The sequence below is a fragment of the Streptomyces sp. NPDC024698 genome, from assembly GCF_055559015.1.
On sequence record NZ_JBVHLK010000026.1, the window covers coordinates 1 to 12,906 of the forward strand.

Annotated in this window: 8 protein-coding genes and 3 pseudogenes; 6 read left to right on the forward strand and 5 right to left on the reverse strand. The window is 64.5% G+C overall.

Annotated elements, in window-relative coordinates:
• Positions 1 to 71: 71 nt before the first annotated feature.
• A pseudogene (locus ACZ4AA_RS33940) lies at positions 72 to 707 on the reverse strand (ISL3 family transposase); the annotation flags it as partial.
• A gap of 899 nt (positions 708 to 1,606) precedes the next feature.
• On the opposite strand from ACZ4AA_RS33940, the gene ACZ4AA_RS33945 reads away from it, so the two are divergent.
• Positions 1,607 to 2,194, forward strand: coding sequence for a DUF4352 domain-containing protein (locus ACZ4AA_RS33945; protein WP_467611256.1), 588 nt, complete (start codon positions 1,607 to 1,609; stop codon positions 2,192 to 2,194).
• A gap of 94 nt (positions 2,195 to 2,288) precedes the next feature.
• A complete protein-coding gene (locus ACZ4AA_RS33950; protein WP_467611258.1) occupies positions 2,289 to 2,525 on the forward strand; it encodes a hypothetical protein in 237 nt (78 codons plus the stop codon).
• Positions 2,526 to 2,793: 268 nt separating this feature from the next.
• On the opposite strand, the pseudogene ACZ4AA_RS33955 reads toward ACZ4AA_RS33950, so the two are convergent.
• A pseudogene (locus ACZ4AA_RS33955) lies at positions 2,794 to 3,729 on the reverse strand (hypothetical protein); the annotation flags it as partial.
• A 7-nt stretch (positions 3,730 to 3,736) separates the two neighbouring features.
• On the opposite strand from ACZ4AA_RS33955, the pseudogene ACZ4AA_RS33960 reads away from it, so the two are divergent.
• The 3 genes and pseudogenes from ACZ4AA_RS33960 to ACZ4AA_RS33970 form a co-directional block, all read left to right on the forward strand.
• A pseudogene (locus tag ACZ4AA_RS33960) lies at positions 3,737 to 4,939 on the forward strand (replication initiator); the annotation flags it as partial.
• Entirely contained in the window at positions 4,929 to 5,141 is a 213-nt protein-coding gene (locus tag ACZ4AA_RS33965; protein ID WP_467611260.1) for a helix-turn-helix transcriptional regulator, read from the forward strand. The pseudogene ACZ4AA_RS33960 and the gene ACZ4AA_RS33965, both read left to right, overlap by 11 nt.
• A complete protein-coding gene (locus ACZ4AA_RS33970) occupies positions 5,138 to 6,520 on the forward strand; it encodes a tyrosine-type recombinase/integrase (protein ID WP_467611262.1) in 1,383 nt (460 codons plus the stop codon). The genes ACZ4AA_RS33965 and ACZ4AA_RS33970 overlap by 4 nt, the downstream gene beginning before the upstream one ends.
• Before the next feature lie 499 nt (positions 6,521 to 7,019).
• On the opposite strand, the gene ACZ4AA_RS33975 is transcribed toward ACZ4AA_RS33970, so the two are convergent.
• Both ACZ4AA_RS33975 and ACZ4AA_RS33980 read right to left on the reverse strand, forming a co-directional pair.
• Positions 7,020 to 7,391, reverse strand: a complete 372-nt coding sequence (locus ACZ4AA_RS33975) for a hypothetical protein (protein ID WP_467319129.1) — start codon at positions 7,389 to 7,391, stop codon at positions 7,020 to 7,022.
• Positions 7,392 to 7,407: 16 nt separating this feature from the next.
• On the reverse strand, positions 7,408 to 7,926 hold the full coding sequence (locus tag ACZ4AA_RS33980) for a hypothetical protein (protein WP_467611264.1): 519 nt from the start codon (positions 7,924 to 7,926) through the stop codon (positions 7,408 to 7,410).
• Between the two features lie 320 nt (positions 7,927 to 8,246).
• Here ACZ4AA_RS33980 and ACZ4AA_RS33985 point away from each other — a divergent pair, with 320 nt between their 5' ends.
• Positions 8,247 to 8,705 (forward strand): DUF2199 domain-containing protein, encoded by a 459-nt coding sequence (locus tag ACZ4AA_RS33985; protein ID WP_467611266.1) that lies wholly within the window; start codon positions 8,247 to 8,249, stop codon positions 8,703 to 8,705.
• Positions 8,706 to 9,435: 730 nt separating this feature from the next.
• Here the strand turns inward: ACZ4AA_RS33985 and ACZ4AA_RS33990 are convergent.
• On the reverse strand, positions 9,436 to 12,897 hold the full coding sequence (locus ACZ4AA_RS33990; protein ID WP_467611268.1) for a DEAD/DEAH box helicase family protein: 3,462 nt from the start codon (positions 12,895 to 12,897) through the stop codon (positions 9,436 to 9,438).
• Positions 12,898 to 12,906: the final 9 nt, after the last annotated feature.

Here is a 12,906-nt window from a genome sequence, read left to right on the forward strand (position 1 = left end):
TGGAAAGAGGCACTGAACCAGTTCTCACTCTTCTTCGAGAACCGGCTCAGCATCCAATGACACCAACCGACTTACACAAGATCCCTGACACGCCCAAGCAGGGTGAAGCCGGCTCGTCCGTGCATCTGGCGCGCGATCCGCTTGGTTTTGGTGTTGACGCCCTCAGTGGGGCCGTTGCTGTACGGAAGTGTGAGCGCGGCGATCACAGCGTCCCGGTCTCGGTCCAGGCCCCGGGCGAAGGAGCGCAGATGGGATAGATCGGTCGCGCGGACTTGGACGATCCAGCGTGAGAGCCGGTCGGCGTTTCCTTCGCGAGGCGTCAGGAGCTGGGCGAAATCCGCGATGCGGGCGGCCAGTTGGGTCATCTCGGGGCAGACGGCGGTGAGCCGTGCCAGGAGGTCGTGATGTTCGGTCTTGAGGTTGTCGGGCCTGGTGAGGAGCATCCGGGTGAGCCGGCGTGGGGAGATGTGGCTGCGGTCGGCGTCCGCGCGGCCTTGGTTGATGTACTTGTGCAGGAGGTTGAGGCAGCCTTCGTAGCCGAGGGCCTTGATCTCTTCGAAGAGGTGCTTGACGGCGACGGCGGGGTCCTCAGCTCGGCGTTTGCGCAGGTGCTCGCGGTAGGGGTCGACGAGGCTGGGGCGGTATTTGGGGACGCGGAGCATCCGCTCGGGCCGGTCGGCTCGTGCGTAGCGTTTGACGGTGTTCAGGGGAGGGGCGGGGCGAGTGGCGCCCGATTTGAACGCGCGGCAACCCCTGTAAGCCCGGCGTTCCGGATTCTGTCGCATCCTCTGGCGTGTTCTCGCGGTGCGGTGCAGCGTCACCCCCTGGACGCCACTGGTCCAGTTGTACGCGAGGCTCGCCACAGCAGGATTTCCGCCTGCCCGGAGAGAAGCCGATCCGTACGTTCCGTCCGGACTTGGGCGTTGCTCACAGCAATCGGGCGGCCGAGCCGATAGTTGATGCCGTGGCCGTGTGGCGCGACTGGCCCGCCGTACCAGCTGAAGTGGCACGGGTGATTCTGTGGGGTTGCGGCGGGAGGCGCTGCGTACCGCTGGAGAACTCTGCACGGACTGCCGTTGGGGGGCCGCTGCCTCGCCATGTGGATCGCGTGGTGGAGCGGCTCCCGGCTTTTGAGTACCGACGCCGGCTGTGACGTGTAGTCCGCCCGCCCGTCACCCCACGACAGGCTGAGACGTACCGCCAAGAGCACCGTGCTGCGGAGCATGGAGGGATCGTCCCGCGGGGCGAGGTGGCCGGGAGCCCCCGGATCCGGACGGCCCGTACGTGTCACGGGCCCGCTCCTCGCCGGCCTGGTGCTGCTCGCGGTCGCGGAGTTCTTCGTGCGGGCCTTCGGATGGTGACTGCGCCTCCGGGTTGGCCGCTACGCGCTGGGTCGCGCCCGCACTTCTGGAAGACGCCCTGCGGCATACCCCGCCGTGGGGCGTTGCCATGTCTGAAGTGGGCCTGCGGTGTGGGTTGTTGGTTTGGAAGGTGACAGTGGACGTTTCGAGTCGCGTGGGGGTTGCAGCTTTTTCTGGTTAAACGTGCAACCATGCGGGGTCTTTACATAGCCTTCACTTCTGTGACACAAATCCCTGGGGGGACTATGAACCACCGCACCCGCATCAGACTCTCCGCCGCAGCCGTCATTGCGGCCTGTGCGCTCAGCCTCACCGCTTGCAACACCGGCAGTACCGTCACCGACAAGCCCAAGGCCGCACCCGCTGGCAAGAGCAGCGGCAAGAAGCCGGCTGCCAAGACGTCCAAGGCCCCGGACGTCGCCAAGGTCGGTGACACCATCACCCTCAAGGGCACCGACGACGGCAGCAAGCTCGACGTCACCGTGGTCAAGGTCGTCGACCCTGCGAAGGGCGCCGACGAGTTCACCACGCCCACGTCCGGCAAGCGGTTCGTGGGTGTCCAGTTCCGTCTGGCCAACACCGGCAGCGTCGCTTACGACGACAGTCCCTCCAATGGTGCGCAGCTTGCCGACAAGGACGGGCAGCAGTTCCAGTCCACGTTCGGCGACATTTCCGCCGGGCCGTCCATGGTCGCGGAGGTGAAGCTCAAGCCGGGTGCGAAGGCGCTCGGTTGGATTGTGTTCGAGGTGCCGAAGGCGTCGAAGGTGTCGGTCGTGCAGTTCGGCATGGACTCCGGTTTTGCCGAGCAGACCGGCGAGTGGAAGCTGTCCTAACCAGACAATGGTGATCGTCCCGGCTGTACCGCCTCCAGGTGGCGTGGCCGGGCGGCATCATGCACGGCAGCACGTCAACGCTCCGGGGGACACAATGCGCCGTCGCACCGCCACCGCCCTGCTGCTCACCGTCGGCCTCGCACTTGCCGGCTGTGCCAGCGAACACCACGACCCTGATCCGGCCGCGTGCCGGAACGCGATCAAGGCACAGTACGAGCCGGGCACTCTGAAGTTGAAGGGGAAGCCGGAGCGGCCGAAGGAGTGTGACGGGCTGAGTACCGACCAGGTGTCGAGCATCGCCCAGAGCGTGATCGAGGAGATCGTCAAGTAGTTGATGACGTGCACAAGCCCCGCTCCGGGCTCGGGCGGGCATCTGCCGTGCGGTGGCGGGGCCAAGCCCTGGTCTCAGTCCAGTTCCGCAGGCGGCGCGAGGTAGTCACCCCTGAGCAGCCCACTATTGGATCCGGAAACGTCCCGCCAAGCTGTGATGCGCACGCCCACAGCGCATCAGAAACAAGATCATCGGGCACCATGCAGACCCTGCCTGCGAAGATCACCAACCACCAGGCGACACATCGATCTCATTTTGGAACGATTAGTTAGACCCCGACGTGATCGCCCGAGACGATCCACAGCCTGTGCTCTCTGACCTGCTCGGCGAATGCCTGGACGTCGGGACTGTCGTCAACCGCGGCGAGGTTCTGCCGGAACTCGGCAAGGTAACTGACGCATCGCGCCGACTTGAGCTGCTCGCCCAGGTCAAGCGCATCGACTGCCACGCGGCACGCCTCCTCGACGTCCCCGGCGCGTAGGTGGGCGTCGGCGAGCACCATGGTCGCGAAGAAGTCGCTCCGTACATGGCTTCCGCTCATCGCGTTCTCAGCGTGCGCGACGGCTTGCCGGGCGCTGTTGACGTCACGGAAGCAGTGGGCGGCCTCTGCGGCGAGCTCAGCTTCGTCGAAGTAGCTGATCCATTCGGGCTCGTCGTCGGTGTTTCGGCCCTCCAGTGCTTCCGTGGCGGCGCTCAAGGCGGCTTCGCAGGCTCGTACGTCCCCGGTCCGGGCAAGCGCGCGGGCCTCCATCGCGTGGAACTGGGCGCGAAGGGTGGGCGTGGCCACCGGAGAGATGCCCATGAGAGCCGCACGGGCGAGCGTCGCGGCCTGCGTGTAGCGACCGAGGAAAGTCGCCTGGTGGCTCATGGCCGACAGGATGCTTCCGGCGAGCCGGCGGTCGTTGGCGTCCTGGGCCAGGCGGAGAGCCTGGAGGAAGTACCGCTGTGCCAAGCCGTGGCGGCAGGCGTCGTAGGACATCCAACCGGCGAGGAGTGTTGCTTCCGCCGCGGTGGAGAGCAGGGCTCGGCCGACCTGCTCGGTGTACTGACCGCGCAGGAGCGGCGCGACTTCGGTGCTGAGGTACTGGATCGCAGCGTGCCGTGCGTGGTCGCCGCCGAACCGGTCGTCCAGTTCGGCGAACATGTCCGCGGTGGTCTTGATGGCGGCCACGTCTCCGAGACCGACGCGGATTCCGTCCTTGCGCTGCGAGGCCCTCCTCTCGTACGGCTCGGACGTCTACGGCGGCCGGCTGCTCACAGCGTGCGGCAACCGCCGTGCGGCGGTCTGCCCGACCTGCGCCCGCATCTACCAGGCGGACACGTACCAACTGATCCGTGCCGGCCTGGTCGGCGGCAAGAGCGTGGGAGAGGAAGTGGGCGGCCATCCCCGGGTGTTCGCAACGCTCACCGCTCCAGGCTTCGGCCCGGTCCACACTCGCCGGGAGCGCGACGGCCGCGTACGGGCCTGCCGACCCCGCAAGTCCGGTGAGCCCTGCCCGCATGGATCGCCGGCCGGGTGCCACGCACGGCACACGGACGACGACCCGCGGCTCGGAGAACCTCTCTGCCCGCGCTGCTACGACTACGCCGGAGCTGTGCTCTGGCAGGCGCAATCAGGTGGACTCTGGCACCGCTTCATCTTGGAGCTGCGTCGCGAGATCGCCCGGACGGCTGGACTCTCCCGCGGGGAGTTCAGCGAGAGCGCCCGACTGTCGTACACCAAGGTCGCCGAGTACCAACGGCGCGGACTGGTCCACTTCCATGCCGTCATCCGCCTCGACGGCCCGGAGGGGGCCAACTCGACTCCTCCGGGCTGGGCCACGACTTCCCTGCTCTCGGCAGCTGTCCGCGGCGCTACCGAGAGGGTGCGGCTTCTGGCCCCCGGGCGGGACATCGTCGGACTGCGCGTGCTGCGGTTCGGGGAGCAGATCGACGTACGCCCCATCTTCGCTTTCGGGGCGGGGGAGCGGCTGACTTCGGCGGCCGTGGCCGGTTACATCGCCAAGTACGCGACGAAGGGAGCCGAGACCGCCGGCGCGGTGGACGGTCGTATTCACGGGGCGCGGGACCTGGTCCTATTACCCGTACGCGCCCACGTGCTCCGCATGATCAGCACGTGCTGATGGCTCGGCGGCCTGCCGGACTTCGCGCCGCTCGGCTTGCGGCGCTGGGCGCACATGCTCGGTTACGGCGGCCACTTCTCCAGCAAGTCGCGTCGCTACTCCACCACTCTGACCGCACTCCGGCAGGCTCGCGCCGAACATCGCGCGGAGGAGCAGCGGGCCGTCCTCGGTATCGGCTCGCGACCGACGGTCACGGTCGGCACGTGGAGCTATGCCGGGCGCGGCTACTCGCCGGAAGCGGCTCTTCTGGCTGCTTCGGTACGGGAGGGCGGTGCTTCCCGTGGCGCGTGACACCCGTACGAAATCGGCCGAACTTCTCACCGTTCGGCAGGTGCTCGATGAGCTCGGCGGCATCTCCCGGCGCACCTTCTACCGCTGGCGGGAGCTCCGTATCGCTCCGGCCTGCATACGGCTGCCGAACGGTGAGTTGCGGGTTCGGCGTGACGTGCTCAACGACTGGTTGGAGGAGCGGGCGGAGGGAGTGGCCTCGTGAAGTCGTACAAGGCTTCTGTCTGGAAACTGTCGGTCAACAAGACCACCAAGAAGCCGACTTACCTCGTGCGCTGGGTGGTCGACGGACAGCCGTTCAGTGAGTCGCACAAGACGAAGGCGCTGGCCGATCGCTTCCGGGCCAAGCTGGTGCGGGCACTCGACAAGGGTGAGCCGTTCGACACGGTGACGGGCCTCCCCGACTCGCTCCGAGGCGGGAGGGCCGCCCTCTCCTTCCTCGACCTGGCGATCAAGTACGTCGATGCCCGGTGGTCGGAGGCATCAGCCAAGCACCGGGACAGCATGACCGATGCCTTGGCGACGGTCATTCCCGTCCTCGTCAAGCCGGGACGGGGGCGGCCGACCCCGGGGGCCTTGCGTCGCGCTCTCCGCTCGTACGTCCTGCCCGTGCCGCGCCGGGACCGGGAGCGGCCGGAAGAGATCGCCTCTGCGGTGCGCTGGATCGAGAAGGCCTCGCTTCCGGTCGGAGAGCTGCAAGAGATCACCCGTGTCCATGAGCTGATCGACGGACTGGGGCGAAAGCTGGACGGCAAACCTGCGGCGACGCAGACGTATCGGCGTCGCCGGGCGGTGGTCTTCAACGCGCTCGAATACGCGGTGGAGCTGGAGCACCTCACATCCAACCCGCTGAGTCGGGTGCGTCGCAAGCGTGGCAAGCGCGCGGTGCAGGAAGTCGACCGCCGGGTGGTGGTCAACCCGCGGCAGGCTCGGGAGCTGCTGACTGCGCTCACTTACGTGGGCGGCTTCGAGCGGGCGGGTGGTCGGCGGCTGCGGGCATTCTTCGGATGCCTGTACTACGCGGCTATGCGGCCGGGCGAGGCGCTCGGGCTCCGCCGACCCGACTGCATGCTTCCGGCGTCGGGCTGGGGACGCATCGAACTGGCGGAGACGCGTCCCTCGGCAGGGAAGGCGTGGACCGACTCCGGCGAGGCGCATGACCGGCGGGGGCTGAAGCAACGAGCCCCGGGCGAGGTACGCATCGTGCCGCCTCCGCTGGTGCGACTGCTGCGCGAGCACTTCGAGGAATTCGGTACGGCGAAGGACGGCCGGCTGTTCTCCAGCGAGCGGGGCAACGTGATCGCGGCCTCCTCGTACTCGCGTGCGTGGAAGCAGGCACGGGAACTCGCCCTCGTCCCGGATCAGGTGTCCTCGGTCCTCGCCTTCCGGCCGTACGACCTCCGGCACGCGGGAGTCTCCCAGTGGCTCAACTCCGGTGTCCCGGCCCCAGAGGTCGCCGCCCGCGCGGGCCACTCGGTGGACGTCCTGCTGAAGATCTACGCCCGGTGCATCGAAGGCCAGGAGCAGGAGATGAGCGACCGGATCATGCAAGGGCTGGGGGAGGAGGACGACCTCACGGACTGACACAACCACATGACCGCCGAACGGGAACCCCGGGCCGCCTCTGGTCCGGGGTTCCCGTTCGTCATGCAGCTCACTCTGGTGACCCGAAAGCGTGGTCCTGCGGTCGTCGGCGCGAGACCCGTGAGGCGATGAGTACCAAAAGGGCAGGTGAGACGGTGGCGCCGAGCGAGAGCAGCGTTCCGTTGGCTCGTGCTGCGTAGAACATGGGGTATGCGCCGGCCGAGATGACAGAGGCAGCCCACACCGCTACGAACATGCCGCAGATTGCCAGGACCGCCCAGGAGGAACGGCGCGCGGAGTTTACGGCACGCTCCCGGTCTCCGTTCCAGACAGCAACTGCTCTTAGCAGCGTCGCTGAACAGACGCCCAGCGCAGCGGCGGCGACGACAGATAGGAAAGCGGGACCAGTTCCGACCAGTAGGACGGCGAGGAGGAAATACCACATTGCACACAGAATCAGGACCAGTCGCATACTGTTCCCCTTCCCCGCCAGTCGATGTCAGCCTGCTGCTGGAGCTGTCGGCGCCACGTCAACGTGCTCGATGGTATGCCCCTCGCTATCGGTTTCCGTCCAGCGCTTCGCATTGGGGTCGTCCGCAGTCGCGCGCCTTAACCCAGGAGCGGGCGGCTGTACGCCGCTTGGCACGTAGACCTGCTTGCCATCCTTGTCCTTTAGGGGGTTCCCGTCCGATCCCATGACAGGGAGCTTGTCGGGAACCTTGCTGACGTCGGTTGTTCCGTCGGCATTTACCCACGCCGGCGGTGGCGGCGGCGTGTGCGGCGTATCGGTTGCCATTGCAGATGACGCTGCCGCCCCACCGACGATGATGAGCGCTGCTGCGGCAACGGCTCCGGTAAGAATCTTGCTCACGTGACTACCTTTCGCTCTACGGCTCGATGAAGTGGGACCCGGACCAGATCGGGACGTTACGGCCGTACCAGGTACCGCCGTAGTAGAGGCCAGAACCCGCCTTGGTGGCGTAGTCGCCGCCTCCGCACGGTGGGGCTATGCCGAAGTTGTAGCTGGTCGTGAGGATGCTGGTCTTCGCAGAGTTGTAAATGCCGCTCATGTACTCACGGCAGACGTACCACTTACCGCCGCCGTACTTCATGTACTGGTAGCCCACTTCGAGATCGCCAGCTGGGCGCTCGTAGGGGAAAATGCAGCCGCCGATTCCGCTTCCGTTTTGTCCGGCATGACCTTGAGTCTTCGTGTAGCCGCCGCTACCGCCGTGAGAGACCTCGGAATAGGTGTACTCGCATTTTGAACTATCGGAGTTCGACCACACCTCCTCGTCCTCATAGACGACGTGGGCGCTAGCAGCGGTGGACGTAGCAAGGCCTAACACGGTGGCTGCACCGATTACGCCTGCCGCCTGCACTGCTTTGCGGACTCTGTCCTGCATCAACGACCCTCCCCGTGGTGGCTCTTTGGACCCGGCGCACGCTAGCAGGGGGCTGATCATGCATTGGCAAAGTCGGTCAGGTTTAGAACAAGATGGCTTTGAGTTCGTCTTAGTGTTTGATCGATTGGCGATTCCTCGCGAAGGGTTACGCGCCGGCGGGTGTCGCGTTCGACGCCGCAACCGTGGATAGCCACCCAAGGGCGCTTTCAATGTGCGGCCGGATGGTCGGATGTCATGGGCGGCTGGTTAAGCTCCCGGCCATGGCGAAAGATCTAGGCTTCACCTGCTCATGTTGCGGGGAGTGCCACGCGGAGCTTCCGATGGGCTACTCGACCACGGCCCCCGACGTCTGGCACGAGAGCTTCGCGGACGATCCCGACAGCATGCTCTCCAGTGACCAGTGCATCATCAAAGGCCAGCACTACTTCATCAAGGGCCTGATCGAGATACCGGTGGTCGGCAGGGAAGCCCCCTTCTCCTGGGGCGTCTGGGTCTCCTTGAGTCGGGACAGCTTCGCCCGAGCCCTGGACATGTGGAACACCCCTGGGCGTGAAGCTGAGAAGCCGTACTTCGGCTGGCTGACCACTGAGCTGAGTCTGTATTCGCCCAGCACGCTCAACCTGAAGACGAACGCTCACACACGTCCCATCGGCCAGCGTCCCTTCATCGTGCTGGAACCCACCGATCATCCCCTCGCAGTCGATCAGCGGACCGGTATGACGTACGACCGCGTACGCGAGATTGCGGAGGCGGTGCTCCACCCCGGCGACAACGCGTGATCCGAGTTGCATGACCGGTGCGCCCTCGGTCCACGCTGTGACTCTCCAAGAGCCGCGGAACAGCCGCTGAACAGGTCTGAAACCCTTCAAGATCAACACGTCATTACAACGTGATCACTGGCAAACGGCTGCTTTCGGCGGCATCCGCCTGCGCATGATCGTAGATACGCGAAGACCCCGGCCTCAGCGTTTCCGCTGGTGACGGGGTCTTTGGGCACCTCATAAGGGGTGCCCCCGGCAGGATTCGAACCTGCGCACACGGCTCCGGAGGGCCCTCGTGTGCGGGACATCGCTGCAGGTCGTGGCTTCGCGTGAGATCCGTACTAGCAGGCTTGTCCACATGTGGTCCACAGGCTCCAGACCACCTTGTTGACAGTCGTCCCTACGGCAGGAACGCCGTGAAAGCCCGGGTTTCGTGTCGAAGCCGCTCGCTTTACCCTCAAGGTTCAGAGGCTGCCTGCGGACATTGGGAAGGTCGATTTTTGCTAGGCGTGGTACTAGCCCCAGCGGCCATTTAGCAGCGGCAGTCCGCTGACGGGTCAGCGCATCCGCCAGTCCTTGTGGGGCTCGATGATGGTGCTGCCTCTTGCCCACTTCGTTGTGCAGACCGGGCAGATCACGTACCACTCGTCGCCAGGCGCATTTTCGTCCATGTACCCGTCCTGTCCCGTCCCAGGGCACTCTTCGGTGACTTCCTTTGACGCATTGCTTCTCCTCCGGGTCTGGTTGACTACGCCGCACTTTCGGAGGCGACAGCGGTAGAGCGGATTGAATAAATGACAGACACCATGACGTCCACCTCAGCCTCTGGAAAGATCGCCTCGGGACCGGTCGGTGCCAGCGCAGTGAACGGCGACTCATAGAGCGCGTCGACTTCAATCGTGCCGTTGCGTGCCAGGTAGTCGATCAACTCGTTGACGAAGCGGAGCTGGTTGGCTGTGAACGTCTTGCCCCGCTGGAAGGTATCGAAAGCCAGAGCAGCCGCCTCCCGCTCCAAGCCTGTCAGCGACCGCAGAAAAAGGCCGAGGCCGCCCTTAGCGTCCTTGGTGTAGTTAATGTCTGCTGTGGTACCCAGGCCAGCCTCGACGAAGATCTGTTCCAGCTCGGCCAGGTCTGTAGCGGTAATCTGCTTGTTACGACGGATCTTCTGGACGGCGATTTGGTCCTGGTGCGTGTTTAGGTAGATGCGGATCTTCTGTTCGAAACGGGTGAGGTCGGTGCCGATTTCCATGCCGCTGAGCGTGGCAGCGGTCAGCTCGCCAAGCTCGTCCTCAAAATCGGTGTAGACGATGCCGCGCTTGGTCTTCTCGATCAGGCGCACGAGTCCGCGCAGACGGCGACGCATGGTCTCCAACAGGGGCAGTGTCACGTCCTGCCACCATTCGTCGCCCGCGACATCGTCGAGCAGGAGCTGCTGGGCCTTAATTGCAGGGATGGTCAGTTGATCGAGCAGGGTAGATGCGATCTCCTGGACCTGGTCTCGTAGGCGAGTGAAGCCTGGGTCTCCATTCACGACCGTGAGTTGGAGACGGAGCGCCAGCAGGTCGAATCGCTTGGCCTCTTCGCCGGTGTCGTCCTTGTCCCGGAAAGCGGTCGGGAGCCCTGCCAGATGATCGATGACCTGGCCGTGTGCGTCAGACGTGAACGCAAGCCAGGCGTCAAAGTCGGCGAAGGCTTCAACCTGTTCGCGGTGTGAGCGGACCAAGAAGTTACCCAAGTTCATCGCCGTTACTTCATCATGCAGCCGTGTGGCGAGGTCCCAGCGCAAGCCAGACTCGCTGACCGTGCCGTCGTACTCAGGGCGTACGGCGGCCTCCACGGCTGCCCCTTGGCTGGGATCTGTAACTCCGTCGAGGGCAAGGAGTAGGTCGGCGCGACGCTCGAAGATCCGCTGGCTCAGAGAGGGGGCGACCTTTCCTTCGGCCCGCATCAGGTTCTGGTTGAAGAATTCGATGTTCTGGCACAGGTCAAAAACCAGGAAGCCATCCTTACTGCGGTTCGGGCCGAACAGGTCGGGCGCCAGGCGGGTGCCACGGCCGATCATCTGCCAGAACTTGGTCTTGGAGCGGACCAGCTTGAAGAAGACGAGGTTGACGGCTTCGGGGACATCGATGCCGGTGTCCATCATGTCAACGGAGATCGCGATCTGGGGAAGCTCCGCCGCGTCGGAGAACTTGTCGATCAGGCTCTGGGCGTACTCCTTACGGTAGGTGATGACTTGCGCAAAGGCTCCCTTGAGGTGCGGGTAGTTCTTGTCGAACCGCTCGGCGATGAACTCAGCGTGGTGGTTGTTGGCGGCGAAGACGATGGTTTTGCCTAGCTTGTCGCCGCCGTCAACCTTCAGACCGTGTGTCATCAGGGTCTGAAGGACCTTGTCGACGGTGTCAGCGTTGAAGAGATACTTATTCAGCTCTTCAGTGGTGATCTCGTCGGGGATGTCGCCGTCCTCGCTCCACTCCGTCTCGTCCCACTTCTCTTTGTCCTCGTCGGACAGGTCGTCGTACTTGATGCCTCCGCGCTGGAACTTCAACGGGACATCGACGGCACGCGGCGCTACCAAGTAACCCTCGGCCACGGCCTCGTCCAGGCTGTAGACGTCGGTGGGCACGCCGTCCTCAAGCTCGAAGCGTCGATAGGTATTCCGATCGACCTCGTCCTTAGGCGTAGCTGTCAGGCCCACGAGGAGTGCGTCGAAGTAGTCGAAGATTGCTCCGTATCGCTGGTAGATCGAGCGATGTGCCTCGTCGATCACGATCAGGTCGAAGAAGCCGGGACCAAAGGAACGGCGACCCTCGGCGTCGGTCTGGTCGATCAGATTCATCATGGTCGGATAGGTGGAGACGAACACCCGCGCATTGGGGTCCTTCTCCTCCAGCAGGTTCACCACCGGGGCACCTGGCAGGTGCTTCTTGAATTCGGTGGTGGCCTGCTTGACCAGGGCTTTACGGTCGGCGAGGAAGAGGATGCGCTTGGCCCAGTTAGCGCGCATCATCAGATCGCTGAGCGCAATCACGGTGCGGGTCTTACCCGAGCCGGTTGCCATCACGAGCAGGGCGTGGCGTAGCGAGTCCTTTTCAAAGGAGTCGGCGATCCGTCTTATTGCCCGGGACTGGTAGTGACGGCCGGCGATCTGCTCGTTGATTGGCAGCTTGGCGAGGCTGCGACGGCTGGCCCGGCGCTGGACCAGGAGACGTAGCTCGTCCTTGGTGTAAAAGCCCTGAACCTCACGAGGCGGGTATTTAAGATCGTCGAACAGGTACGTGCGATACCCGTTGGTGTAGAAGATCACCGGCCGCTGCTTAAACTGTGCTTCCAGGGCATCGGCATAGAGGGTTGCTTGGTACTTGCCCTGTTTGGGGTCGCGCGTGCTCCGCTTGGCCTCCACGACGGCCAAGGGCTTGCCATCGTCGTCCCACAGGACGTAGTCGACCTTGCCATTGCCGGAAGGTGCGGCAGAGGTGGGCAAGCCCGCAACCGGGTACTCACGATCCCTCGGCTGATCCAACGCCCAGCCGGCCTCCTTGAGAAGGAGGTCGATGATCAGGGTGCGAGTCTCGGCCTCGTTGTAGTCGTGCGTGTCCGGCTGCGCCTCGTTTGCGGCCTTGGCCGCTTTGATCTCAGCGCGCAGCTGGACAATTTCGGCATCGAGGTCTTGGTTCTTCTTCCGCTCGGCGGCCAGCGCAGCATCCTGTGCAGCATACTTCTCGGCCTGCGTTTTCAGTTCGGCCTGCTTGGCGATTCGCACCTCCGCCGGGACCGGGCGAGGTATCAGCGCGGTGTCAAACGAGAGGGTGGAAACGGGCAGTCGCGCCGGGTCGCGTGTATAGGTACGGGCCATCCAATACAAGACATGAAACAACTCAGCGACTGTACGCACTGCATCCTTTGGCGCAACAGGGGTCTTGCGATGCACTGCGACATTGCCCTGCCGACGGATGACGTCCATCTTCGCCCGGATCGCAGGGCCAGCCACCTTCACCAGCGTCGGCTCAGCAATTAGCGCTGCCAGATCGCTGTGATACGGCAGCTTGAGCGTGCCATCGGCCTCGAATAGCCATGCTACTGCGAGTTCCAGCACCCGCCGGGCGTAGAACGCCGATGCCCTTGGGTCCGCGTGCGCCAGTCGCTCTGCGTGGACAGCTTCGCGGTGCAGATCGGGCCACTCGGCCTGAAGAAACGCAAAGTTACTCACAGTGGCAGC

Excerpts from the sequence above, each read along its gene's own strand:
- ACZ4AA_RS33945 (WP_467611256.1), top strand. The coding sequence starts at position 1,607 with ATGAACCACCGCACCCGCATCAGACTCTCCGCCGCAGCCGTCATTGCG.
- ACZ4AA_RS33950 (WP_467611258.1), top strand. The coding sequence starts at position 2,289 with ATGCGCCGTCGCACCGCCACCGCCCTGCTGCTCACCGTCGGCCTCGCA.
- ACZ4AA_RS33980 (WP_467611264.1), bottom strand. The coding sequence starts at position 7,926 with ATGCAGGACAGAGTCCGCAAAGCAGTGCAGGCGGCAGGCGTAATCGGT.
- ACZ4AA_RS33985 (WP_467611266.1), top strand. The coding sequence starts at position 8,247 with ATGGGCTACTCGACCACGGCCCCCGACGTCTGGCACGAGAGCTTCGCG.